The 25,617-nt window shown below is 69.4% G+C and carries 18 protein-coding genes; 4 read left to right on the top strand and 14 right to left on the bottom strand.

The window, feature by feature from the left end; genetic code table 11:
• Nucleotides 1-413: 413 nt before the first annotated feature.
• The 3 genes from ACN8HC_RS05305 to ACN8HC_RS05295 form a co-directional block, all read right to left on the bottom strand.
• Nucleotides 414-3,323, bottom strand: a complete 2,910-nt coding sequence (locus ACN8HC_RS05305; protein ID WP_490073833.1) for a vitamin B12-dependent ribonucleotide reductase — start codon at nucleotides 3,321-3,323, stop codon at nucleotides 414-416.
• 96 nt (nucleotides 3,324-3,419) lie between these two features.
• A complete protein-coding gene (gene nrdR / locus ACN8HC_RS05300; protein WP_490073832.1) occupies nucleotides 3,420-3,908 on the bottom strand; it encodes a transcriptional regulator NrdR in 489 nt (162 codons plus the stop codon).
• Nucleotides 3,909-4,165: 257 nt separating this feature from the next.
• A complete protein-coding gene (locus ACN8HC_RS05295) occupies nucleotides 4,166-4,579 on the bottom strand; it encodes a LysM peptidoglycan-binding domain-containing protein (protein ID WP_490073831.1) in 414 nt (137 codons plus the stop codon).
• 282 nt (nucleotides 4,580-4,861) lie between these two features.
• Here ACN8HC_RS05295 and lexA point away from each other — a divergent pair, with 282 nt between their 5' ends.
• Nucleotides 4,862-5,578, top strand: a complete 717-nt coding sequence (gene lexA / locus ACN8HC_RS05290) for a transcriptional repressor LexA (RefSeq protein ID WP_490073830.1) — start codon at nucleotides 4,862-4,864, stop codon at nucleotides 5,576-5,578.
• Nucleotides 5,579-5,584: 6 nt separating this feature from the next.
• Here lexA and ACN8HC_RS05285 read toward each other — a convergent pair whose 3' ends face one another.
• Nucleotides 5,585-6,415: a Sir2 family NAD-dependent protein deacetylase gene (locus tag ACN8HC_RS05285; RefSeq protein ID WP_490073829.1), complete on the bottom strand. Its 831-nt coding sequence runs from the start codon at nucleotides 6,413-6,415 to the stop codon at nucleotides 5,585-5,587.
• Between the two features lie 182 nt (nucleotides 6,416-6,597).
• Here ACN8HC_RS05285 and ACN8HC_RS05280 point away from each other — a divergent pair, with 182 nt between their 5' ends.
• A complete protein-coding gene (locus ACN8HC_RS05280; protein WP_490073828.1) occupies nucleotides 6,598-7,521 on the top strand; it encodes a LysR family transcriptional regulator in 924 nt (307 codons plus the stop codon).
• 18 nt (nucleotides 7,522-7,539) lie between these two features.
• Here ACN8HC_RS05280 and ACN8HC_RS05275 read toward each other — a convergent pair whose 3' ends face one another.
• From ACN8HC_RS05275 to holA, 6 genes are all read right to left on the bottom strand, one after another.
• A complete protein-coding gene (locus tag ACN8HC_RS05275) occupies nucleotides 7,540-9,912 on the bottom strand; it encodes a ComEC/Rec2 family competence protein (RefSeq protein WP_490073827.1) in 2,373 nt (790 codons plus the stop codon).
• Nucleotides 9,913-9,918: 6 nt separating this feature from the next.
• Complete coding sequence (locus ACN8HC_RS05270; RefSeq protein WP_490073826.1) at nucleotides 9,919-10,878, bottom strand: ComEA family DNA-binding protein; 960 nt, start codon at nucleotides 10,876-10,878, stop codon at nucleotides 9,919-9,921.
• A 94-nt stretch (nucleotides 10,879-10,972) separates the two neighbouring features.
• On the bottom strand, nucleotides 10,973-11,869 hold the full coding sequence (locus ACN8HC_RS05265; protein ID WP_490073825.1) for a DegV family protein: 897 nt from the start codon (nucleotides 11,867-11,869) through the stop codon (nucleotides 10,973-10,975).
• Between the two features lie 69 nt (nucleotides 11,870-11,938).
• On the bottom strand, nucleotides 11,939-14,797 hold the full coding sequence (gene leuS / locus ACN8HC_RS05260; RefSeq protein WP_490073824.1) for a leucine--tRNA ligase: 2,859 nt from the start codon (nucleotides 14,795-14,797) through the stop codon (nucleotides 11,939-11,941).
• 248 nt (nucleotides 14,798-15,045) lie between these two features.
• Complete coding sequence (rpsT, locus tag ACN8HC_RS05255; protein WP_490073823.1) at nucleotides 15,046-15,312, bottom strand: 30S ribosomal protein S20; 267 nt, start codon at nucleotides 15,310-15,312, stop codon at nucleotides 15,046-15,048.
• Nucleotides 15,313-15,574: 262 nt separating this feature from the next.
• Entirely contained in the window at nucleotides 15,575-16,531 is a 957-nt protein-coding gene (holA, locus tag ACN8HC_RS05250) for a DNA polymerase III subunit delta (RefSeq protein ID WP_490073822.1), read from the bottom strand.
• Nucleotides 16,532-16,554: 23 nt separating this feature from the next.
• Between holA and purU the strand changes: the two genes are divergently transcribed.
• On the top strand, nucleotides 16,555-17,409 hold the full coding sequence (gene purU / locus ACN8HC_RS05245) for a formyltetrahydrofolate deformylase (RefSeq protein WP_490073821.1): 855 nt from the start codon (nucleotides 16,555-16,557) through the stop codon (nucleotides 17,407-17,409).
• 38 nt (nucleotides 17,410-17,447) lie between these two features.
• On the opposite strand, the gene ACN8HC_RS05240 is transcribed toward purU, so the two are convergent.
• The 3 genes from ACN8HC_RS05240 to hflX form a co-directional block, all read right to left on the bottom strand.
• Nucleotides 17,448-19,691 (bottom strand): ATP-dependent DNA helicase, encoded by a 2,244-nt coding sequence (locus ACN8HC_RS05240; RefSeq protein ID WP_490073820.1) that lies wholly within the window; start codon nucleotides 19,689-19,691, stop codon nucleotides 17,448-17,450.
• 125 nt (nucleotides 19,692-19,816) lie between these two features.
• Nucleotides 19,817-22,474, bottom strand: coding sequence for an MGH1-like glycoside hydrolase domain-containing protein (locus ACN8HC_RS05235; RefSeq protein ID WP_490073819.1), 2,658 nt, complete (start codon nucleotides 22,472-22,474; stop codon nucleotides 19,817-19,819).
• 28 nt (nucleotides 22,475-22,502) lie between these two features.
• Entirely contained in the window at nucleotides 22,503-23,972 is a 1,470-nt protein-coding gene (hflX, locus tag ACN8HC_RS05230; RefSeq protein WP_490073818.1) for a GTPase HflX, read from the bottom strand.
• 121 nt (nucleotides 23,973-24,093) lie between these two features.
• On the opposite strand from hflX, the gene ACN8HC_RS05225 reads away from it, so the two are divergent.
• The gene (locus ACN8HC_RS05225) at nucleotides 24,094-24,702 is read left to right on the top strand and encodes a class I SAM-dependent methyltransferase (RefSeq protein ID WP_490073817.1); all 609 of its coding nucleotides are present in this window, start codon (nucleotides 24,094-24,096) and stop codon (nucleotides 24,700-24,702) included.
• A 12-nt stretch (nucleotides 24,703-24,714) separates the two neighbouring features.
• Here ACN8HC_RS05225 and dapF read toward each other — a convergent pair whose 3' ends face one another.
• Nucleotides 24,715-25,602, bottom strand: a complete 888-nt coding sequence (gene dapF, locus ACN8HC_RS05220) for a diaminopimelate epimerase (protein ID WP_490073816.1) — start codon at nucleotides 25,600-25,602, stop codon at nucleotides 24,715-24,717.
• Nucleotides 25,603-25,617: the final 15 nt, after the last annotated feature.

Raw genomic sequence — 25,617 nt, 5'->3', positions numbered from 1 at the left:
ATCCGTCAACAACCGGGAATCCCTTGCAACACTCAGCCTTCCGCGCGCGGCTCTGGCAATGCCGCACGGATCGCGGCCACGGTCTCCGAGCGATCGCCGCCGCCGGTGTGCATCAGCACGGTCGCCCCGTCGCGCGCCGCGAACCGCGGGTCGTCGCCGCTGCGGCGCTGACCAGCCCCGCCATGCCGAGCGTGGCAGCCGGCGCGACCGCTGCCGTGATCCTGCGAAACATTTCCCCGCCCCCGGACCCTCGTGTGCCGCGTCTTCCGGCACGATGACCGAGATGACGACGACGGCTGTCACACGGTTGGGCGGTGTGAGCCGATCGTTGCCACAATCGTTGGGGCAAGACACGACCGGCCCGGTGGACCGCTGAGGTCCACCGGGCCGATGCTCATTGTGCAGTGCCTGCGTCAGCTGCAGCCGCTGGTCGAGCCGCAACCCTCGCAGACGTAGCACGAGCCGGCGGGGCGCATCTTGGTGCCGCAGGTCATGCACATCGGTGCGTCGGCCGCCTTGCCCTGGAAGCGCTCCATCAGGTCCTGGGAGGAGTGGATCTCGCCGGAGACGACACGGGCGTCGGCCGCGCCGGACCCGGACCGGTAGTCCAGGTCGACCGGGTCAGTGCTGCTCCCGTCGGTCGCCGCCGGTGCCCGCTCCTCCCGCTTGGTGGTGGTGCCGACCGACTGGGAGTAGGACTCGAGCTCTTCGGCAACCTCCTCGGCGTCGGCGTCGGGCTCCTCGGCGTAGGAGCCGGTCTCCAAGTGCCGGGCGCGCTCCGCGGCGGTGTGGATGCCCATGAACGACCGGGTCTCGAAGTCCAGGTGGTCCAGCGCCAGGCGGCGGAACACGTAGTCCATGATCGACTGCGCCATCCGCACATCGGGGTCGTCGGTCATGCCGGCCGGGTCGAACCGCAGGTTGGTGAACTTCTCGACATACGTCTCCAGCGGCACGCCGTACTGCAGCCCGACCGACACCGCGATCGAGAAGGCGTCCATCATGCCGGCCAGGGTCGAGCCCTGCTTGCCGAGCTTGAGGAACAGCTCACCGAGCTTGCCGTCCTCGTAGGTGCCGGCGGTCAGGTAGCCCTCGGCCCCGGCAACGGCGAACGACGTGGTCTCGCTCTTGCGTCGCTTGGGCAGGCGACGACGGACCGGACGGTATTCGACGACCTTCTCCGGCTCCGGCTCCGGCTTCGCGGCCTTCTTGCCGTCCGACAGCGGCTGACCGACCTTGCAGTTGTCGCGGTAGACGGCCAGCGCCTTGAGGCCGAGCTTCCAGCCCTCCAGGTGCACCTCGGCGATGTCCTCGACCGTCGCGCTCTCGGGCAGGTTGACCGTCTTGGAGATCGCGCCGGAGAGGAACGGCTGAGTCGCCGCCATCATCCGCACGTGACCCATCGGAGCGATGGCCCGCTCCCCCATCGCGCAGTCGAACACCTCGTAGTGCTCGGGCTTCAGACCGGGAGCGTCGATGACGTGCCCGTGCTCGGCGATGTGCTCGACGATCGCCTCGATCTGCTCGGTCTGGTAGCCGAGCTTCTTCAGCGCGCGCGGGATCGTCTGGTTGACGATCTGCATCGAACCGCCGCCGACGAGCTTCTTGAACTTCACCAGTGAGAAGTCCGGCTCGATGCCGGTGGTGTCGCAGTCCATCATGAAGCCGATGGTGCCGGTCGGTGCGAGCACCGACGCCTGCGCGTTGCGGAAGCCGTTCTTGGCGCCGTTCTCCACGACCGCGGCCCACGCCTTGGTGGCGTAGCGGTGGATCTCGGAGTCCATCGCGTCCAGGGTGCGGACCGCGTCATTGGCCGCCTGGTGCTTGCGCATCACCCGCTGGTGCGCCTCGGCGTTGCGGGCGTAGCCGTTGTAGGGGCCCACGATGCCGGCCAGCTCCGTCGACCGCTTGTAAGCGGCACCGGTGAGCAGGGAGGTGATCGCCGCGGCCAGCGACCGACCACCCTCGGAGTCGTAGCCGTGCCCGGTCGCCATCAGCAGGGCGCCCAGGTTGGCGTAGCCGATGCCCAGCTGGCGGTAGTCCCGGGTGGTCTGACCGATCGACTCGGTCGGGAAGTCGGCGAAGCAGATGGAGATGTCCATCGCGGTGATGACCAGCTCGGTCACCTTCTGGAAGGTCGCGGCGTCGAACGTGTCGTCCTCGCGCAGGAACTTCAGCAGGTTGAGGCTGGCCAGGTTGCAGGAGCTGTTGTCCAGCGACATGTACTCCGAGCACGGGTTGGACGCGGTGATCCGGCCCGTCTCGGGGTTGGTGTGCCACGCGTTGATCGTGTCGTCGTACTGCAGACCCGGGTCGGCGCACTCCCACGCCGCCTTGTTGATCTTGTCGAAGAGCGTGCGGGCGTCGATCTCCTCGATGACCTCGCCGGTATGACGGGCGCGCAGACCGAACGACGCGCCCTCCTCCACCGCACGCATGAACTCGTCGGTGACCCGGACCGAGTTGTTGGCGTTCTGGTACTGGACGGAGGTGATGTCCTTCCCGCCGAGGTCCATGTCGAAGCCGGCGTCGCGCAGCGCGCGGATCTTGTCCTCCTCGCGCGCCTTGGTCTCCACGAACTCCTCGATGTCCGGGTGATCGACGTCGAGGACGACCATCTTCGCGGCCCGCCGGGTCGCCCCACCGGACTTGATGGTGCCGGCGGACGCGTCGGCGCCGCGCATGAAGGACACAGGGCCGGACGCGGTGCCTCCGGAGGACAGCAGCTCCTTGGAGGACCGGATCCGGGAAAGGTTCAGGCCGGCGCCGGAGCCGCCCTTGAAGATGAAGCCCTCTTCCTTGTACCAGTTGAGGATCGAGTCCATCGAGTCGTCGACCGACAGGATGAAGCAGGCCGAAACCTGCTGGGGCGACTTGGTGCCGACGTTGAACCACACCGGTGAGTTGAAGCTGAACACCTGGTGCAGCAGGGACCAGGTCAGCTCGTGCTCGAAGATCTCCGCGTCCTCGTCGGTGGCGAAGTAGCCGTGCTCCTTGCCGGCGCGCACGTAGGTGAGGACCACCCGGTCGATGAGCTGCTTCAGGCTGCTCTCCCGCTCCGGCGTGCCGACCGCGCCCCGGAAGTACTTGGTGGTGACGATGGTCGAGGCGTTGAGCGACCAGCTGTCGGGAAACTCGACACCGCGCTGCTCGAAGATCGTCTCGCCGGTCTTCCAGTTCTGTTGGACGACGTCGCGTCGTTCCCAGGTGACCTCGTCGTAGGGGTGCACACCCGGTGTGGTGAAGATGCGCTCGACGGTCAGCCCCTTGCGAGCGGAGTTGCTGCGCTGTGCCTGGGGGCCGGCGTCTGCCGTGTCGGTCATGTCCAACTTCCTTTCCACCTCACGGTGGTCGACTGTCGCTGCTGTCTGGTCTGTCGATCTGGTGCTGCTGATGCCCGGGACGATCCGGAGCCGATCTCAGTCGCCCGTGCGCTGCCGCTCCGGCTCGATGCCGGTCGGTGGTCGCTCGGCACGGAGCAGGGCGATCGCCGACTCGAAGTCTTCGAGACCCTCGAACGCCTGATAGACGCTCGCGAACCGCAAATAGGCCACTTCATCGAGGCTGCGCAACGGGCCGAGGATGGCCAGGCCGACGTCGTGGGCGTCGATCTCCGCAGCGCCCTGCGCCCGGATCGACTCCTCGACCTCTTGGGCCAACAGCGCCAACTGGTCCTCGGTGACCGGCCGGCCCTGACAGGCCTTCCGGACGCCGATCAGCACCTTCTGGCGGCTGAACGGCTCGCTCGCACCGGACCGCTTCACGACGGTCAGGCTGGCCGTCTCCACGGTCGAGAAGCGCTTGCCGCAGGTGGGACATTGACGTCGCCGCTTGATGCAGGTGCCGTCCTCGCTCGTGCGGCTGTCGACGACACGACTGTCGTCGTGCCGGCAGAACGGACAGTGCATGTGCGACCCCTCTCATGCGTCTGCCGAGCAAGGCCATCCGGCCGCCCGAATCGCCGCAACCTGTGGACGAGGTTGTGGGAAAACGGTGGACGAACTGGGGATGACCGGACTCTGCGTGTGGACTAGATGTGGATAAATTGCATCCGTGTAACTACTAGATATAGGGATGTTAAGCCGATCTCACCACAAGCGCAAGAGCCCGCGTGTCGCACCCGAAAAGCGCTGGTCAGCCGCTCGGAACGGCGCGCCGGAAACCCTCAGCGCGGCAGTTGTAACCGCTCACCGGCGACCACCTGCAGACCGTTCAGACCATTGGCCAGCGCCACCTTGGTGACCGCGTCGGACACGGCGAGCGACGGATAGGCGCCGTGTGCGACCTCGGACAGCGTCTGCCCGGACTGCACGGTGACGGTCCGTGGGGAAGGAGCCGGCGTCGCGGCCCACGCCCGGGCAGCGGCGCCGCCACCGGCGAGCAGCGCAAGAGCGACCAGCACACCGACGAGGCGGCGGCCTCGACCGGTCAGCCGAAGTCCGGCCGGCTGGACCCGCACGCCGACCGAACGCCCGCCCCCGCGTGCCGCCGGGCCGGTCGGCACGGTCCGCAGGTGCCGGCGGGCTCTCCGCGCCGCGCCCGGCTGGACCGGCGCATCCCATTGGATCAGTGCACTCATCTCTTCCTCCTGAAACTCCGGTGCGGTCACGGTCGCACCACTCGGTCGGCAGACCTGCTCCGAACATTCGTGCGATCGGACGCCTGTCCGATGTATAGCACGAACGTTCGATGTGGTCGAGACACGCGTCGTACAGATGTTTGGAACTTGTGTCCGAAACCCATACGCTGTTTTCACAAAGCCAAGGCAAGCACCGACCACCGACAACCCGTTCGGACAGCCGTCCGCACACACCGCTCGCCGGACGCTTTCGAGCAACTTCGCCGAGGAGGAATGACAGCGATGGCACAGGTGCACGAACTCCCTGACCGCAGGGGCGAGGGCCTCACGACCCGGCAGCGGAAGGTGCTGCAGGTGATCCGCAACTCGGTCGACAGGCGGGGCTATCCGCCGAGCCTGCGCGAGATCGGCGATGCGGTCGGCCTCACCAGCCCCAGTTCGGTCGCGCACCAGCTGACGATGCTCGAGCGCAAGGGCTACCTGCGCCGCGACCCCAACCGCCCCCGTGCCATGGAGGTGATCGATCCGGACGCGACCGACATGCGCGGCTATCGCGGAGGGTCGAGCGTGCGCGGAGCCGACGACTCCGGCATCGACGAGACGGGGCTCGGCGACCAGCGCCCCGCGGCGTCATACATCCCGGTGGTCGGCCGGATCGCCGCCGGCGGCCCGATCCTCGCCGAGGAGGTGGTCGAAGACGTCTTTCCGCTGCCCAAGCAGATCGTCGGCGAGGGGGACCTCTTCCTGCTGAAGGTGGTCGGTGACTCCATGGTCGACGCGGCGATCTGCGACGGCGACTGGGTGGTCGTGCGCCAGCAGCCGACCGCCACCAATGGCGACATCGTGGCCGCCATGCTCGACAACGAGGCCACCGTCAAGACCTTCAAGCGGGCCCGCGGGAAGGTCTGGCTGCTGCCGCACAACGACGCCTATGACCCGATCGACGGCGACGACGCGACGATCCTCGGCAAGGTCACCGCGGTCCTGCGCCGGGTCTAGGTCAGCTCAGCCCGTCAGAGCATCGGCGAGTGCCGTCAACGTCTCACCGAGCGGCGCGTCGACGCGCACCGACACCTCCTCGTCGGTGGCGCGCGTCCAGCCATGGGTGATCACCGCGACCGGAATCCCCGCGCGGGCCGCTCGCCGCACGAAGCGGTAGCCGGACATCACCGCGAGCGACGAACCGAGCACCAGCACCGACCGCGCCGCGGCGACATACGAAAAGCATTGCTCGACCAGCGGTTTGGGCACCGACTCCCCGAACATCACGACGTCCGGCTTGAGCAGGTCCGACCCACAGACGACGCAGTGCACCAGCCGGAAACCGGCGATCAGCGACTCGGCGATCGCGACGTCGCCGTCGGGCCGCAGTGGCCCGTCCGCCGAGCGGTCGAAGTCCGGATTCGCCAGTTGGAGCCATTCGTCGACCGTGGTGCGCGCATAGCGTTCGCCGCACCGCATGCACACGACCTGCTCGAGGCTGCCGTGCAACTCCGCGACGTCGGCCGCACCTGCGGCCTGGTGCAACCGGTCGACGTTCTGGGTGATGATCGGCCCGACATACCTCGCCGACTGCAGTGCGGCCACCGCGTAGTGACCCTGGTTCGGGCGAGCAGCGGCGAAGCGCGGCCAGCCGACGTACGACCGCGCCCAATAACGCCGGCGCGCTTCCCGATCCGCGAGCAACTCCTGCGCCGTCATCGGCTGGAAGCGGCGCGTGCCGTCGGCTCCGCGATAGTCGGGTATGCCGGACTCGGTCGACAGCCCCGCCCCGGTGAGCGCGAGCACTCCCCCGCCTGCGACCAACTCGGTCAGCGCTCTCAGATCAGCTGCCACCAAGCCAAGCTCTCACACACCCGCCGAGCTGCCGATGATGGCCGCTCAAACCCGTCCCGACATACCGACCGTCGGTCCTTCGGAAAACCCGCCGAAACCTCGGAAGAATGACGTCACAAGCGTAACGATCAGCGATTCGTACGTTGGATCTCCGGTCAATAACCAAATGTTATTCTGGACGCATGATCGACGCCGCCGGCCTGCGAGTCATCAAGGCCATCAGCGACCACGGCAGCTTCACCGCCGCGGCTGCCTCCCTCGGCTACTCGCAGCCGGCCATCTCCCAGATGGTCCGGCGCCTCGAGGACCGCACGGGCACGGTGCTGGTGGAGCGTCTCGGGCGCAGCGTACGGCTCACCGAGGCCGGCCAGGTGCTGGCTCGGCACGCCAACCCGGTGCTCGCCGCGCTGGACGCGGCGGAGTCCGAGGTGGCCGCGATCGCCGGCCTGCGCGCCGGCCGCGTCCGGCTGATGGCGTTCCCGTCGTCCTCCTCCACGCTGGTGCCGCGTGCCCTCGCCCTGGTCAAGCAGCGCTTCCCGGACGTGCATGTGACCTTCACCGAAGCCGAGCCGCCCGAGTCGCTCGCGGCGCTGCGGTCCGGTGAGTGCGATGTCGCCGTCGCCTTCGCCTACGAGGGCACCGACCTGGCGCGCGGCGAGGAGGACATCGACTCGTTCGTGACCCGCAAGTTGCTGGACGACGAAGTGCGTCTCGCGCTGCCGCTGGATCACCCACGCGCCGCCTCCAAGAAGGTCAAGCTCGCCGACATGGCCGATGAGCCCTGGATCGCCGGCTGCCCTCGATGTCGCGGTCACCTGCTCGCGCTGGCCGAGCGCGCCGGCTTCAACCCGGATGTCGCCTTCGAGACCGAGGACTACGTCGCGGTGCTGGGCCTCGTCTCCGAGGGACTGGGCGTCTCCCTCGTCCCCGACCTGATCCGCCGCTCCGCCGGCAACCCCGGCGTCGTGTGCCTGCCGATGGATCCCGCCTCGCGGCGGACGGTGTATGCCGTCACTACTCCCGACCTGCAGCGCGTGCCGGCAGTGGCCGCCACGCTCGACGCGCTGTGCGAGGCGGCGCACGCCAAGGGCGTCTGCGGCGACTGACCGCCTCCGCCTCGCCGGTCACGGCCTAGCCACCAGCGGCTCCCCGTCGCGCGCGACGATCACGATGTCGCCACCCCGGTCGGTGCGCTCGACCGTCGAGTTGCTCTCGCGCAGCAGGTCGAGCGTGCGCGGCGCCGGATGCCCGTAGTCGTTGTCCGCACCGACGCTGATGACAGCGATCGGCGCGTGCAGGAAGCGCTCCAACTCCGGGGCCTGGTTGGCCGAACCGTGGTGCGGCACCTTGAGCACGTCGACCGGCGGCGCGTTCGGCAGCGCCCGCAGTTGGCTCAACAGCGTTGTGCCGCCTTCGCGTTCGATGTCGCCGGTGAGCACCAGCCGCAGTCCTTGGCTGCGCACGTCGAGCACGACGCTGTTGTTGTTCTGGATCGAGCCGGCGCGGATCAATCGGGTGGGGCCGACCACGAGCGCGTGCACCGCACCGATGTCGAGCACGTCACCGGTCATCAAGGGCCGGACCGGCAGGTGATGCTCGGCCGCCAGCTTGCGAACGAGTGGCTCCTCGCTGGCCTCGGCGTCGGTGTCCGTGGTCGTCGACGACGACACCGGCGTGACGTAGATCGGTCCCACCGCGCGGCCCTCGAACACACCGGCGAGACCGCCCACGTGGTCGGCGTGGAAGTGGGTCAGGACGACGGCGTCGATGACGCCGACCTGTAACCGGTCGAGGCACGCGTCCATCAGGTCCGGCTCCGGACCGGTGTCGACCACCACGACGTGGCCGGGAGAGGTCGCGAGCACGCCGCCGTCACCCTGTCCGACGTCGCAGGCGACAAAGACCCATCCGGTGGGCGGCCAGCCGCTGATCGGTGTCGGCGCCCAGGCGGCAGCCGCGAGCACCGCGCCGGCGCCGGCCAGGTAAGGCCGCACCCACAGGTGACGCAGCAACCAGACACCGGTGAACAGGGCGACGAGCGTGAGCCCGGCGAGCAGCAGGGCACCGGCGGCGCCGTCGGGCCAGGGCAGCGTGCCGAGCGGCACGCGGGCGCAACTGTGCGCGATCCACGCGATGCCCTCGGTCGGGAGCGCGGCCAGCCAGGCCGGTCCGCGCGCGAGGGACGTGCTCAGCGGCGCGACCAGCACCGTCGCCACACCGCACATCGTGGCCGGGGCAACCAGCGGGGCCGCCAGCACGTTGGCCGGTATGCCGATGAGGCTCACCGAACCCTGCAGCAGCACGATCACCGGTGCACACATCGCCTGCGCGGCCATCGGAATGGCAACCGCCTCCGCCAGCGGTGCGAGCCGCCGGGGTAACCACCGGGCGATCCGGTCGGCCCAGGGCCGGGCGAAGAAGAGCAACCCCGCCGTGGCGAGCGTCGACAGTGCGAAGCCGTATGACGCGGCGAGCCATGGGTCCACCACGAGCAGGACTAGCACCGCCGCCGCGAGCACCGGCGGCCCGGCCGCCCGCCGGGACACCGACATACCGACCAGGCCGATGAGGCCCATGACGGCGGCCCGGATCACCGATGGTTCCGGCCGGCACAACAGCACGAACAAACCCAGCACGACCGCCGCGGCGAGAAACCGCCAGCGGCCCCGAATGCGAAGCCAGCCGGCGAGCCACATCGCGGACAACAAGACGAGAGTCACGTTGGAACCCGACACGGCGTTGAGGTGGGTCATGCCGGTGGCGCGCATGTCGTCGTTCAGGTCCGGCGGCAGGCGTGCGGTGTCGCCCATGACCAGCGCAGGGACCAGGCCGCGGGCATCGGCCGGCAATCCATCGGTCGCAACCCGGGTGTCGCGCCGGAAGACCTCGACCGCGTCGAAGAGCGGCCCGGCGCCACCGACCACCTGCGGCGGCCCGCGCACGGTCAGCACCGCTTCGACGTCGTCACCGGGCTCGGCCGGCTGTAACCGGCCGGTGAACACGACGCGTTGGTGCCACCGCAGCGCGAGCCAGCGCTCGTCGCCGAGCACCAGCACCGGTGTCCGAGGAGTGCTGCGCACACCCCGGCCGACGATCTGCCGCACCGAGATCTTGGTGACGACCAGACTGTCGCGGCCGGCGAGGCCCGCACCGGCGACCCGGGGATCGGACGAGAGCACCGCTTCGACGCGCACGATCGCGCGCTCGGCGGCGAGCCGGTCGACGGTGCCGGCCCGACGGACCATGAGGTGACCGGCTGTCGCGGCGCCGACGAGCGCGATCGCCGCCGCCGCGAGCGCACAGGTCCCGAGCACCCGGTCGCGGCGCTCGCTCGACACCGCGTCCTGCCGGGCCGTCCACGACCGGTCGAGCACCAACAGCACCGCCAGCAGCAGCGCGGCACCGGCGAGCGACCAGCACCAGACCGGCCGGAGCCGCAGGGCGACCAGGGTGACCGGCCACGCCACCGCCGCCGCGGTCAGCAGCCGCAGGTCCACGGCGGTTCAGCCCACGCGAACCAACGGGCGTAACTGGGCGAGCATCTTGTCGCCGATGCCGCTCACCTCACCCAGCTCGTCGATGCTGCTGAACCGGCCGTTGTCGGCGCGCCACTGCAGAATGCGCTGCGCGAGGACCGGACCGACACCGGGCAGCGTGTCGAGTGCCTGGGCGTCGGCGGTGTTGAGGTCGACGATCGCCGCGGCGGTCGAGCCTGCGCCGGCGGCTCCCGGCTCAGCCTCGGGCCCGGGCGCAGCGCCAGCCGCGGTGCTCGGGTGTTCGCCCGGCTTGGGTACGACGATCTGCTCCCCGTCGGCCACCATGCGGGCCAGGTTGATCGCGGCGAGGTCGGCTCCCGGCAGCGCACCACCGGCAGCCGACACCACGTCCTGCACCCGAGAGCCGGCTTTGACGTGCACCACTCCGGGACTGTGCACCTGTCCGACCACCTGCACCACGAAGGTGCTCGGCGCGTTCGACGACGCCGCCGCGAAGCCCTGCCGGGCGGGCGCCGTGCTGCCGGCAGTCGTGCTCTGCGGAGTGGTGGGCCCCGTCGACGACGACACCGGATGCGGTTGTGCGGCCGCGCGCGCCCACAGCACCCGCCCCCCGAAGATGAGTGCTGCGACGAGCACCAGCACCACCGCACCGATCACCGCCAGCCGGCTCGGCGCGACCTGGGCGCCGATCAACGGCTCGGGTGGCCGCAGCAGCGGCTCCCGTGGCCGGAGCTCATCGGTGCGGCCGGTCGCCGCGTGCCGCGCTGCTCGGCGGCCCTGCTCCCCACGCTCGGCGCGCCGGGTCGCCGCGACGCGGCGCGGCAGCTCAGCCACCCTCGAACGCGGCTGGTCGACGACCGAGTCCTCGGTCGGCACCCAGCCCGGTGCCCGGCGCACCGCCTCGAGCTCTTCGAGCACGGCGGCCAGGCGGTCGGGAGTGCGCTCCTCCCCACGTGATCGCGACATGGCTGAAACGTTAGGTGCGCCAAGTGTGTTGGTGCAGGCACCGAGCGCCGGCCTGTGGAAAGCCGCGCACGCTGAGGGGGATGTGGACGCCGGGTCAGTCGAACGAGCCGATGATGCGGGTGCGGCCGGCGAAGCGCGGCGTCACCACCACTGCCAGGGTGCCCGGTCCGACGTGCGCGCCGACCGCAGCGCCCAGCTCGACCAGCAGCATCCGGCGCGCATCCGGAATCTGCTCAGCCAGCTGTTCGATCGACGTCTCGGCCCGCTCCCGGGCGCCCAAGTGGTGCACTGCCACATCGACGCCGTCCAGGCCACCCGCCGCTTCCAGCGCCTCGACCGCGCTGACGGCGAGCTGCGTCAGCCGCGCCAGCGCCTTCCCGGTCGTGCGAACGCGTTCCAACGGCTCGATGTGCCCGTCACGGACTGTGAGCAACGGCTTGATGGCGAGCGCCGAGCCCATCAGCGCGGACGCCCGCCCGATCCGCCCGCCACGACGCAGGTGCTCGAGCGTGTCGACGTAGAAGACGGTCGTCGACGATCCGGTATGACGGCGGGCCGTCTCGGCGACCGCCGCCGCGTCACCGCCGGCCGCAGCCGTCTCCGCCGCCGCGATGACGCCGAATCCCATTGCCATGCCGATGGTTTCACTGTCGATGACCTCGACCGGGATGGGAATGTCACGCGCCGCCAGCTGCGCCGACGACAGCGTCGCGGACATCTGCGAGGACACGTGGATCGAGACGATCGCGTCGTGGCCGGCGTCCGCCAGCCCGGCATACAGCTCGGCGAAGACCGCGGGTGACGGACGTGACGTGGACACCGGCACGAAGTCACGCAGCGCCTGCGCGACCTCGTCGGCCGTGACGCCGCGTCCCTCGTCGTACGACACGCCGCCGATCGCGAGACGCATCGGCACCACCGAGATGCCGTCGGCGGCGGCGACCTCGGGCGGCAGGTATGCCGTCGAGTCGGTCACCACCGCCACGCTCATTTCCGGGGTCCCCGCAAAGTATCGGAGCGAGGCACGAGCGGAGAACTTTGTGGGGTGGTTGACATCGAGTCAGCCGACCACGAGATTGACCAGCTTGGGCGCGCGCACGATCACCTTGCGAATCTGCTTGTCGCCCACGGCGTTGCGGATCTTCTCACTGTCTCGGGCCAGCGTCTCCAGGTCGGCGTCGCTGATGCCCGGCGGCACCTGCAACCGATCGCGCACCTTGCCCTGCACCTGCACGACACAGGTCACGGTCTCGTCGACCAGCATGGTCTCGTCGGCGGCGGGGAACTCCTCGAACGCCAGCGACGACTCGTGCCCCAGCCTCGACCAGAGCTCCTCGGCGATGTGCGGAGCGACCGGAGCGGTCATCAACACCAGCGGCTCGACGATCGCGCGCGGCGAGACGCCGTCCGCGGACTCCTTGGTCAGCGCGTTGTTCAGCTCGATCAGCTTGGCGATCGCGGTGTTGAACTGCAGCGACTCGTAGTCCTTGGCGACACCCTCGGCAGCCTTGGCCAGCGCGCGGCGCAGCTCCTGGGATGGCTCGGCGTCGTCGACCCGCAGCTCGCCGGTCTCCTCGTCGATCACGTTGCGCCACAAGCGTTGCAGGAAGCGCTGCGCACCGACGACCGCCCGCGTCTCCCACACCCGGGACTGGTCCAGCGGCCCCATCGACATCTCGTAGACCCGGAAGGTGTCCGCTCCGAACGTTGCGCACATCTCGTCAGGTGTCACGACGTTCTTCAGCGACTTGCCCATCTTCCCGAACTCGCGAGCGACCGGCTGGCCCTGCCAGGTGAACGTCATCGAGTCGCCCTCACCCCGCTCCTCGACCTCCGCAGCGGGCACCGGCTGACCGCGGTGGTCCCGGTAGGCGAACGCCTGGACGTAGCCCTGGTTGAACAGTCGGCGGAACGGCTCCTCGCAGCTGACGAAGCCCAGATCGAACAGAACCTTGTGCCAGAACCGTGAGTAGAGCAGGTGCAGCACCGCGTGCTCGACGCCTCCGACATACAGGTCGACGCCGCCGGTGTCGCCCGGTGTGCCGTTGGGCCCCATCCAGTAGCGCTCGCACTCGGCATCGACGAAACGCTGGGCGTTGGCCGGGTCGGTGTAGCGGATCTCGTACCAGCACGAACCCGCCCAGTTGGGCATGGTGTTGGTCTCCCGGCGGTACTTCCTCAGGCCCTCGCCGAGGTCCAGCTCGACCTCGACCCAGTCGGTCGCCCGGTCCAGCGGCGACTCCGGCATCGACTCCGCATCGTCCGGGGCATAGGTCTTCGGTGAGTAGTCGGCGACCTCCGGCAGCTCCACGGGCAGCATCGACTCCGGCAGCGCGTGCGCGACGCCGTCCTCGTCATAGACGATCGGGAACGGCTCGCCCCAATAGCGCTGCCGGCTGAACAGCCAGTCGCGTAGCTTGTAGGTGATCGAGCCGCGACCGGCGCCCTGCTGCTCCAGGAAGTCGACGACGAGCTGCTTTGCCTCGTCGATCTCCTTGCCGTTCAAGGAGATCCGCTCGTTGGAGGAGTTGATCTTCACGCCCGGGCCGGTGTATGCCGTGTCCTCGTCGTGACCGTCCGCAGGCTGGACGGTGCGCAGGTAGGGCAGGTCGTACTTCTTGGCGAAGTCCCAGTCGCGCGCGTCCTCGGCCGGGACGGCCATCACCGCACCGGTGCCGTAGCCCATCAGAACGTAGTCGGCGATGAAAACCGGAATGCGTTCTCCGGACACGGGGTTCGTCGCGAAGGACCCGGTGAAGACACCGGTCTTGGCCTTCGCGTCCTCGGTCTGCCGCTCCAGCTCGGACTTGCGGGAGGCCGTCAGCCGGTATGCCGCGACGGCCTCGGCCGGGCTCGCCGCGCCACCGGTCCACGCCTCCTTGGTGCCCTCCGGCCAGGTGCCGGCGGCCAGCGCATCGACCAGCGGGTGCTCGGGTGCCAGCACCATGAAGGTCGTGCCGAAGATCGTGTCGGGCCGGGTGGTGAAGACCTCGATCCGGTCGTCGATCCCGTCGACCGCGAATTGAACTGCGGCTCCTTGGGATCGACCGATCCAGTTGCGCTGCATCGACTTCACCGACTCGGGCCAGTCCAGCCGGTCCAGGTCATCGATCAGCCGGTCGGCGTAGGCGGTGATGCGCATCATCCACTGCGGCAGGTTGCGCTGGAAGACCGGCATGTCACCACGCTCGGTCAGCCCCTCGTTGGTGACCTCCTCGTTGGCCACCACGGTGCCCAGTCCGGGCGCCCAGTTGACCGGCACTTCCTTCTTGTACGCGAGCCGGCGGTGATCGACCGCGTCCCGGCGCTCCGCGTCGGTCAGCTCCGCCCAGGGACGGCCGTCCGGGGTCGGCACCTCACCGGACTCGTAACCGGCGACCAGTTCCTCGATCGGCCGCGCCTTGGCCACGCGCTCGTCATACCAGGCGTTGTAGATGAGCAGGAAGATCCACTGCGTCCACTTGTAGAACTCCGGGTCGATCGTCGCGAACGCCCGGCGCTTGTCGTGTGACAGACCCAGCTGGCGCAGCTGCCGGGTGTAGGTCTGGATGTTGTCCTCGGTGGTCTTGCGCGGGTGCTGGCCGGTCTGCACGGCATACTGCTCGGCCGGCAGGCCGAACGCGTCGAAGCCCATCGTGTAGAGGACGTTGTTGCCGGACATCCGCTGGTAGCGCGCGTAGACGTCGGTGGCGATGAAGCCCAGCGGGTGCCCGACGTGCAGCCCGGCACCACTCGGGTAGGGGAACATGTCCTGCAGGAAGTACTTCGGCCGTCCGCCGATCGCCTCCGGATCGGCCCAGGGGCCCGCGGGATTCGGTGCGTGGAAGGTGCCCTGCTCCTCCCAGCGGTCCTGCCACCTGCGCTCGATGTCGTTCGCCAGTGCTGCGGAATAGCGGTGTGCGGGTTGCTCGTCGTTCATCGTCCGTCCTTCGAGAAATCAAATCTGTGGCGTCCGCGTCGGACCCGCGCTGAGTTGTCTTGAACCCAAGAGAAAACCCCTCGCCGCAGGGAGGGGTCAGCCGCGTCGAAGTCCGCTTAACGTCGACGCGGCCGGCTAAGAAGAAGCAACTGCCGCACGAAACACAGATTACCGCACCAGATCCAGGCAACGACAAAGGTCCGGCGCCACCCCGTGGGCGGCACCGGACCTCGGATGATGTCGAGCGGTCAGGCCTCGATGTCGTTGACCGCCTTGGCCAGAGCCGACTTCTTGTTGGCGGCCTGGTTGCGGTGGATCACTCCCTTGCTCACGGCCTTGTCCAGCTTCTTGGACGCGGTCGCCAGCATCTCGGTGGCCTTGGCCTTGTCGCCGGCTGCGACCGCCTCGCGGGTGTGCCGGATCCAGGTCCGCAGCTCCGACTTGTAGGCCTTGTTGCGCTCAGTGCGGATCGCGTTGGTCTTGATCCGCTTCATCTGCGACTTGATGTTTGCCACGTGTTACTTCCTTGGTCGATCGTCTGTCTGATGTCAATGAGGGTTGACGACACGCATCGGCGGATGGGGCGTGGGGACACCCGGGCGATGCCGTTGCGTGGGTTGAACTCGCATGCGCGCACGACCAGAGCGCGCACGCAATGACGAAATCTACCAGCGGCGCGTCATTCCGCCCAAATCGGCCACGTCGGTCGAGTAGCGCGGGCTGAGCCTGCGAACCCCGCGCGTATCGAGACCAGGCGGCACTCGATAGGCGTGATCGTCAGCCGTTGCGCTCGCTGGTGATCGTCATGACGGCACGCTCGAGCGCGTAGACCGGGTCGCGGCCGCCACCCTTGACCTCGAAGTCGGCGGCAGCCACGGCCTGGATGGCGCGGCCCAGCCGTTCGCCGTCCCAGCCCTTGGCGTCACGGCGTGCGCGGTCGATCTGCCACGGTGCCATCCCGAGCTGTTTCGCGAGCTGAGCCGATCCCCCGCCGCCGGCCGTCGCGACGCGGGCGATCTGCCGAAGCTGGCTGGCCAGCACCGCGACGATCGGCACCGGGTCGAGCCCCGACGCGAGGGCGTGACGGGTGAGCCGCAGCGCCTCGGGCAGGTTGCCACTGATCGCGGCGTCGGCGACCCGGAACCCGGTGGCCTCGACCTTGCCCCCGTGGTAACGCTGGACCACCTCGGCCGTGACCAGGCCCTCGGTGTCGTCGACCAGCTGTTTGCACGCCGCCGCCAGCTCCCGCAGGTCCTTGCCGACCGCCTCCAGGAGCGCGCGCACCGCGTCGGGCGCCACCTTGCGCCCGGCGGACCGGAACTCGTTGGTGACGAACGCCGACTTGTCCCGGTCGCTCTTGATCGCGGGCGCCTCGATGACTCGTGCGCCGTGCTTCTTCAGTGCATCGAGCGCCTTCTTGCCGCGCACCCCACCCTTGTGCTGCACGATCAGCGTCGCGTCGGCGAGTCCGGCGGTGACCACGTCGACGACGTCGGCGATCAGCTCCTCGCGCGCCTCGTCCAGGTCGCGCACCAGCACGATCTTGCTGCCACCGAACAGGCTCGGGCTGGTGTGCAGCTGCAACTCGCCGGCTTCGTAGCTCGCCGCCTCGAGCCGCACCAGCTCGGCATCGGGGTCACCTTCGCGCAGCAGGGCGATCGTGCTGGCCGCGGCTCGTTCGGCCAGGATCTGCTCCGGTCCGCTGATGAGCACCAGGGGCGGGACATCCGTCATACCCCTCACCGTAAAGTGCGCGCATGACAGACGACGCGCAGTCCTACGTGTTCACCGCATCCTGCGAGGACCGGCCCGGGATCGTCGCGGCGATCAGCACCGCGTTCGTCGGGCACGACGCCAACATCGACGAGTGCCAGCAGTTCGGTGACCCGGAGACGGGGAGGTTCTTCATCCGGGCGCGGGTGCACGGTCCGGTGGACGAGGAGGCGCTGCGGGAGTCGCTCGGTCCGGTCGCCGACCGGTTCGGTATGACGTGGGGGCTCTTCCCGGCCGCACAGCGCACCCGTGCCCTGGTCATGGTCTCCAAGCTCGGGCACTGCCTCAACGACCTGCTCTACCGCCAGCAGGTCGGATCCCTGCCGATCGACATCGTGGCCGTCGGGTCCAATCACCTGAAGTTCCAGAAGCTGGTGTCCTCACAGGACATTCCGTTCCACCACATCCCGCTCAGCAACAGCACCAAGGAGGCCGCCGAGGGCCGCCTGCTCGAGCTGATCGACCAGACCGGCGCCGACCTGGTGATCCTCGCGCGCTACATGCAGGTGCTGTCCGCCGAGCTGTGCGAGCGCCTCGCCGGCCGGGCGATCAACATCCACCACTCGTTCCTGCCCAGCTTCCGCGGCGCGCGGCCCTACCACCAGGCGCACGACCGTGGCGTCAAGCTGATCGGCGCGACCGCGCACTACGTGACGCCGGATCTGGACGAGGGACCGATCATCGAGCAGGACGTCGAGCGCATCGACCACGGCTACTCCCCCGCGGACATGGTGGTCGCCGGTCGCGACGTCGAGGCGCAGGTGCTGGCCCGCGCGGTGACCTGGCACGCCGAGCACCGGGTCTTCCTCAACGGCTCCAGCACCGTCGTGCTGCGCTGAGTCCTCGCCGCACCGCGGGTCGGCCGAGCGAACGGTGCTCAGCCGAGACCGAGCTGTACCAACCGGTTTCGCACGTCGTCCAGCGGCTTGTCGAGGTGCTCGGCGAGCTCCTGCGGGTCGAGGCCGAGATCGGCACCGTCGCGCAGCTCCTCGTCGTCCTCGGAGGTCCAGCCGGGCGCGGCCGGTGCAGGTGTGGCGGCCTGCTCGATGACCTCGACCGGCTCGGCCACCACAGAGTCGGCCGGCTCGGGCGTCAGCTCGCCCGGCTCCTCGTGTGGTTCGTCGACGGCCACCTCCTCGGCGACGACGGCCGCCTGCTCGATGTCGGCCTCGGGTGGTGCCGAACGGTCGACCGCGGTCTCGTCCAGCCGCTTCAGCGCCTTGAGCACGAGCGCCCGGTCGGTGGTCGGCCAGAAGGGCGGCAGCGACTTCTGCAGGAACCCGGCGTAGCGCGCGGTGATCATCCGGGTGTCCAGGAACGCGACGACGCCGCGGTCGTCGCTGCTGCGCACCAGCCGGCCGGCGCCCTGCGCCAGCCGCAGCGCGGCGTGAGTGGCCGACACGGACATGAAGCCGTTGCCACCGCGCCGGGCGATCTCCTGGGAGCGCGCCGACGCCAGCGGATCGTCCGGCCGCGGGAACGGGATGCGGTCGATGATCACCAACTGGCACGACGGCCCGGGCACGTCGACCCCCTGCCAGAGGGTCAACGTCCCGAACAGGCAGGTGCGCGGGTCGGCGGCGAACTGCGCCACCAACGTGCGGATCTGGTCGTCACCCTGGCAGAGCACCGGTATGTCGTCCCCGAACCGGACCCGCATCTCCTCGGCCGCAGCCCGGGCGGCGCGGGTCGAGGAGAACAGGCCCAGTGTGCGACCTCCCGCAGCCCGGACCAGTGTCTCGATCTCGTCCATGGCAGCGGTCGACATGCCGTCCCGACCGGGTGGCGGGAGCTGGGAGGCGACATACGCAATCGCCTGCCGCGGATAGTCGAACGGTGATCCGACGTCCAGCCCGGTCCACTGCGGACCGCCGTCCCCGCGCAGGCCGAGCGTGCCGGCGACCGAGTCGAACGAGCCGCCGAGCTCGAGCGTCGCCGACGTCATGATCACGGTCCGATCGCCGAACACCTTGTCCCGCAACAACATTGCCACACTCATCGGTGCGACCCGCAGGATCGCACCACGCCGCGGGTCCTGGGAGACCCACACGACGTCGAGCTCGCGTCCCTCCAGGATGCGGTCACAGTTGTCGAAGATCTCGTCGACCGCCGCACGCGCGACCTGCCGGGATGCGTCGTTGTCGTTCGGCGACGCCGGCTTCAGCTCGGACTGCACCGACCGAGCCGCGTCACGCACCTGCGTCAGGGCCATGGCCATGTTGTCGGGTAGGCCGAGCAGCCGCCCCTCCTGCAATTTGTCCAGCAGCTCCTGCAGCAGCTCGCCGGCTTCCCGCATGGTCGAGGCGTCCGCCATACGACCGCAGCGCCGAGCGGCGGTCGAGATCATGCCGCCGGTGAGCTCGTCCGTGATCGTCGACGTGACCCGGTCGACCAGCTCGTGCGCCTCATCGACGATCAGCAGATCGTGCTCGGGCAGCATCTGGCGGCCCTCGAAGGAGTCGATCGCCATGAAGCTGTGGTTGGTGACGACGACGTCGACCTCTTTCGCCGCCGCCCGCGACCGCTCGACGAAGCATTCCTGCACCATGGGGCACTTGGAACCCAGGCATTCCTCGGCGGACACCGAGACCTGCCGCCACGCGCGCTCACTGACGCCCGGCACCAGCTCGTCCCGCTCCCCGGTGTCGGTCTCCTGGGCCCACTCCCGCAGCCGGACGATCTCCTCGCCGATCCGGCCGGCAGCTCGGTCGACCTCGCCCACGTCGAGCAACGCGTCCTCGTCGTCCGGGTAGCCGCCCTCGATCTTGTGCAGACACAGGTAGTTCCGTCGGCCTTTGACCAGTCCGAAGGTCGGCCGGCGGCCGATGATCGGCTCGACCGCTTCGGCGATCCGCGGCAGGTCACGGTCGACGATCTGCGCCTGGAGCGCCAGCGTGGCCGTCGCGACGATCGCCGGCTGCCCGGTCTCGATGGCATGCCGGATCGCGGGGACCAGATAGGCCAGGGACTTCCCGGTGCCGGTGCCCGCCTGCACCAGCAGATGAGTGCCGCTGCGTGCGGCCTGGTCGACCGCGCGGGCCATCTTCTGCTGGCCGGCCCGCTCGACGCCGCCGACCCCTCCGACGGCAGCTTTCATCAGTGCGTCGAGGTCGGCTGGCATCCCCACAGCGTATGACGTCGCCCGGCGCCCGGTGCGCAGCCATCCACAGCCGGCTCACGTCGGTCGAGCGCCGTCCTGAGTAGCCGCGAGGCGCTGCGCTCCTCCGGTACTCGATCAGCGTGCTATCAGTCGTTCGCGACGCCGCGGCAAATCAGGTAGGCGACGAGGGCTGTCCAGCCGGTCTGGTGGCTGGCGCCGAGTCCGGAGCCGTCGTCACCGTCGAAGTATTCGCTGAACGTCGGGTGGGCGTCCCAGAGCGGGCCGCTCGGGTACCACTTCGGCGTGCCCGGCCGACGGCCGTCCGTCCCGGGCCGGAAGAGCTGCACCAGCCGCTGCATGAGGTCGGTGGTGATGTCGCCCAGGCTCCGCTGGTTTCCGGACCCGGTCGGGTATTCGACGCGCGCGTTCGGATAGGCCTCGGCATACGTCTCGAGCGCGTCGACGAGCAGGAAGTTGATCGGGAACCACACGGGGCCGCGCCAGTTGGAGTTGCCGCCGAACAGCCCGCTGTCGGACTCGGCCGGGGCGTAGCGGATCGAGAAGTCTCCACCGTCCACGTCGACGGTCAGCGGCTGCCGGTATGCCGCGGAGAGTGACCGGATCCCGTGGGGGGACAGGAATTCCGCCTCGTCGAGCATGCGCGTCAGCAGCCGCGCCCGCCGCTCGTCGGGCACCAGGGCCATCGTGATCCGCGAGTCGTCGTGCCGCTCGTGATGACGCAGCACGTCGGCCAGCCCCGTGTCCCGGCGCTCCAGCCACTGCACCTCGTGCAACAGGTTGGGCAGCTCGGCGACGACCGCCGGATGCACGGATTCGACTGCCACCAGAGGCAACAGGCCGACCAGGGAACGCACCGCCAACCGTTCGCTCGTGCCGTCGGCGCGCACCACCGCGTCGTAGTAGAAGCCGTCCTGCTCGTCCCACAGCGAGATGCCGGTGCTGCCGAAGTCGGTCAGCGCGCGTGCGAGCCGCAGGAAGTATTCGAAGAAGGTGCGCACCGTCGGTCCCCAGCTGGCGTCCTGCCGGCTGAGTTCGACGGCGATGCGCAACATGGACAGCGAGTAGAACGCCATCCAGCTGGTCGCGTCCGACTGCTCCAGCCGCATACCGTCCGGCAGCGGCTGCGACCGGTCGAACGGCCCGATGTTGTCCATCCCGAGAAAGCCGCCCTCGAAGAGGTAGGAGCCGTCGGCGTCCTTGCGGTTGACCCACCAGGAGAAGTTCATCAGCAGCTTGCTGAAGACGCTCGCGAGAAACTCTCGATCCCGGTCTGCCGCAAGCGAATAGACCAACCACGCCGCCCAGGCGTGGACGGGCGGGTTGACGTCGTTGAAGTTCCACTCGTATGCCGGCAGCTGACCGTCCGGATGCTGCGCCCACTCGCGCACCATGAGGGTGATCTGGTCCTTGGCGAACGCCGGGTCGATCAGCGCGAGCGGGACGGTGTGGAATGCGAGGTCCCACGCGGCGAACCACGGGTACTCCCACTCGTCGGGCATCGAGATGACGTCGGCCAGGTCCAGGTGCGTCCAGCCGACGTTGCGCGCGCCGGGTGCCCGTCGCTGCGGCGGCGGTGGTGGCCCGGCCGGGTCACCCTCCAGCCATTCGCCCACGGCATACCGGTAGAGCTGCTTGCCCCACAGCAGGCCGGCGAAGGCGCGGCGCGCGATGTGCGCGTCCTCCTCGGTGGCACTCGCCGGTATGACGGCCCGGTAGAACTCGTCCGCCTCGGCGGCGCGGGCCCGCATGACGGCATCGAAATCGGCGAAGCCGCCGGCAGACGCTCCGCCGAAGTAGGCCGCCTCGCTACCGGTCGCCGCGGCGGTCGCGGCCAGCCGCAGCTGCACGGTGCGCGTCTGCCCCGGCGGCATGGCGTCGAGCTGCCACCAGAACGCCACCTTCGTGCCGTGCTCCGGCCGCGTCGCCGACGGGTCGCCGTGCACGATCGCACGGTCGATGCCGTTCGTCGGGCAGTCGGTTCGGGCCGGTGCTCCCCACAGCCCGACGTTGTCGGTTTCGTTGTCGCAGAAGAGCACCCGCGGGTCGCCAGCGGCCTGGAGCCGGTAACTGCCGAGCCAGGCGTGCTCGACCTGCACTGCGCCGTCGACCAGCCGCATCGACGGGGTGCGGTCGTCCCGGCCGAACGCCCAGGTGTTGCGGAACCAGGCCTGCGGCACGAGGTGCAGGGTGGCGGCGTCCGGCCCGTGATTCGTGACGTCGATGCGCATCAGCAGGTCGGTGGGGCTCGCCTTCGCGTAGCTCACCGCCACGTCGAAGAACCGGTCGTCGGCGAGCACGCCGGTGTCGGTGAGTTCGAACTCCGGGTCGTTCCGGTTGCGCTGGGCGTTGACGGCGCGTAGTTCGTCATACGGGAAAGCGGCCTGGGGGTAGCGGTACAGCCAACTCGCCCACGAGTGCGTCGGGGTGGCGTCGGTCGGCCACCAGACCTCCTTGACGTCCTCGCCGTGGTTGCCCTGCGCGTTGGTCAACCCGAAGAGCCGCTCCTTGAGTCGGTCGTCGTGGCCGTTCCAGAGCGCGACGCCGAAGTTGAGGAAGCCGAAGCGGTCGCAGACCGCCGCCATACCGTCCTCGCCCCAGCGGTAGGCACGTCGGTGCGCTTGATCGAACGGCAAATAGTCCCAGGCGTTTCCGTCCGCGGAGTAGTCCTCGCGGACGGTCCCCCACTGCCGGCCGGAGACGTACGGACCCCACAAGCGCCACGGGTCGTCGGCGTTCGGGGACGAGGCCAGCCGGGCGTGTTCGGCGCTCTGTTCAGAACTCACCCGCCCGATGCTGCCAGGTGGAGCTGACTCAGACGGCGAATGCCGCCAGCTCGGCGTGCAGGGTCGGGGTCACCTTGGCGTGCACGTGGGTGCCTTCGGCGGTGTGCTCGCTCGACAGCACCTCGCCGTCGTCGTGGATGCGCGAGAGCAGGTCGCCGCGCTGGTAGGGCAGCAGCAACTCCATCCGGATCTCCGGGCGGGGCAGCTCCTGGGCAACCAGCTCGGCGAGCGCGGCGAAACCCTTGCCGGTGCGAGCGGACACCGCGATCGAGTGCTTCTCGGCGCGCAGGATGCGGTCGACGACCTCCGGGTCGGCGACGTCCGCCTTGTTGACGACCACGACCTCCTTGACGTCGTGCGCGCCGACATCGGCGAGCACCGAGCGCACGGCGGTGATCTGCGACTCCGGGTCGGGGTGCGAGCCGTCGACGACGTGCAGGACGAGGTCGGCATCGCCCACCTCTTCGAGCGTGGAGCGGAACGCCTCCACCAGCTGATGCGGCAGCTCGCGCACGAAACCGACGGTGTCCACCAACGTGTAGCCGCGGCCGTCGATCGTCTCGGCCCGCCGCACGGTCGGATCGAGCGTGGCGAACAACTGGTTCTGGACCAGCACGCCGGCGCCGGTGAGTCGGTTGAGAATGGAGGACTTCCCCGCGTTGGTGTAACCGGCGATGGCGACCGACGGCACCTGGCCCGCGCGACGGGAGCCGCGCTTGGTGTCGCGCATCGTCTTCATGCCCTTCAGCTCCCGGCGCAGCTTGCTGATCCGGGAGTTGATGCGGCGGCGGTCCAACTCGATCTTGGTCTCACCGGGGCCACGTGAACCCATGCCCTGACCACCGGCAGCCTGACCACCGGCCTGCCGGGACATCGACTCACCCCACCCTCGCAGCCGCGGCAGGAGGTACTGCAGCTGGGCCAGCTCGACCTGTGCCTTGCCCTCCTTGGACTTCGCGTGCTGAGCGAAGATGTCGAGGATCAGCGCGGTCCGGTCGATCACCTTGACCTTGACGACGTCCTCCAGGCCGCGGCGCTGGCTCGGGGTGAGTTCGGTGTCGGCGATGACGGTGTCGGCACCTTCCTCGATCACGATGTCGCGCAGCTCGGCGGCCTTGCCCGAACCCATCCAGGTCCCCGGGTCCGGCTTCATCCGGCGTTGCAGGACACCGGCGAGCACGGTCGAACCGGCGGTTTCGGCGAGCGCGGAGAGTTCGCGCAGGGAGTTCTCGGCGTCCTCGGCGGTGCCCTCACCCCACACACCGGCCAGCACGACGCGTTCGAGGCGCAGGCGGCGGTATTCGACCTCGGTGACGTCCTGGAGTTCGGTGGAGAGCCCGGGGACCCGGCGCAATGCCGCGCGGTCCTCGCGGTCGTACTGGTCGCCGTCGTACGACTCCTCGATGAGGAAGCCGTCGGCGTCGTAGCGGGGATCGCGGTCTTCCTGCCCGGCAAGGGCTTCGGCGCGACCGTCGAGCACCTGTGAGCGGGCGGTCATCGCGCCTCCGTCAATGTTGCGAGCTGTCATGTTCTCCTTATCGTCTCAGGGTTCAACATCCTGAGCGAATGCTTTATGCCGCTTCGGTATGCCGCCGCCACCGCCTACTACCCTCGGGGCGGTGACCGACACGCCCGACCACTACTTCACCGCCAGTCCGGCGAGCGCGGACGAGCGACGCACGATCAACGTGCCTCTCGCCGGCCGGACCCGTGCGGTGCAGGTGGCGTCCGGCGTTTTCTCCGCAGAGCGGATCGATCAGGGCACCAGTGTGCTGCTGCAGCATGCGCCGCAGCCACCGGCAGAGGGCACCTTCCTGGACCTCGGCTGTGGGTGGGGACCGATCGCGCTGACGCTGGGCCTGTCCTCACCGGCGGCCGAGGTCTGGGCGGTCGACGTCAACGAGCGCGCGCTGGATCTCACGCGGGCCAACGCCGCCTCGCTCGGCCTCACCAACCTGCATGCCGCGACTGCCGGCGATGTGCCGGCCGAGCTGCGGTTCGATCTGATCTGGTCCAACCCACCGATCCGGGTGGGCAAGCAGGTGCTGCACGACCTGTTGCTGGCCTGGCTGCGGCGGCTGACCGGGGACGGCGTGGCCTACCTGGTGGTGCAACGCAATCTCGGCTCCGACTCCTTGCAGCGCTGGCTGATCGGGCAGGGCTTTCCGACCGAGCGATTCACGAGCGTGAAGGGCTTCCGGATCCTGCAGGTCGGCGCGGCCGGCTGACGCAGAGGGCAGTCAGCGCGGGTCGGGGATCTCCACGGTGCCGCTGGCGACGATCTCGGCCGGTCCCGACAACAGGACGTGGTCGCCGTCCATGCGCACACCGAGCCGGCCACCCGGCACGTCGACCCGCCAGTCGAGCTGGTCCGCGGGCCGGCCGGCCCACCACCGGGTGGCGATCACGGCCGCGGCGGCACCCGTGCCGCAGCTCTGCGTCTCCCCCACGCCGCGTTCGTGCACCCGCATGGCGATGTGACCAGGTCCGACCGCGCGGACGAACTCGACGTTCGAACCGTTGGGCGGGACCGGGTCGACACGTGGCTGATAGGTGAGATCCAGTGTGCTGAGGTCGAATTCGGGCGGCAGCGCGACCACGGTGTGCGGATTGCCCATGTCGATGCTGAGCGCCGGCAGCGGGTCGGCGGCCCCGGCCACCTGCACCACGCTGTCCGACCCGTGCTCGTCCGCCTCCGGCTCGCGCGCCAGGCGCCATACCCCGAGATCGACTTCGAAGCCGCCCGCCACCACGGTCATCCGTTTCACGCCGTCCCGAGTGGCGATGTCGAATGCGTCACCGGTCTCGAGGCCGTGGTCGAGCAGGTACTTGGCGAAGACGCGGGTGCCGTTGCCGCACATCTCGCCCAGCGAGCCGTCCTGGTTGCGGTAGTCCATGAACCAGCGTGCGTCGCCGGCCGTCGCCCGGACGTCGGTCGGCGCCTGGGCTACCGGCACGACGAGGATCACGCCGTCGCCGCCGATGCCGGCTCGGCGATCGGCGAGGTGGACGACGTCCTCGGCGCTGAGCTGCGGGGTGCCGTCCAGCGCGGGAACGAGCACGAAGTCGTTCTTCGTGCCGTGTCCCTTGGCAAAGCTGATGGTCCTCACCCGGCCATCCAAGGTCATGGTGCGCCTCCCTGT

This window comes from Flexivirga sp. YIM B11880 (assembly GCF_058148645.1).
The sequence above is the reverse complement of the archived record's forward strand: the minus strand, read 5'-3'. Positions and strand labels throughout refer to the sequence as shown.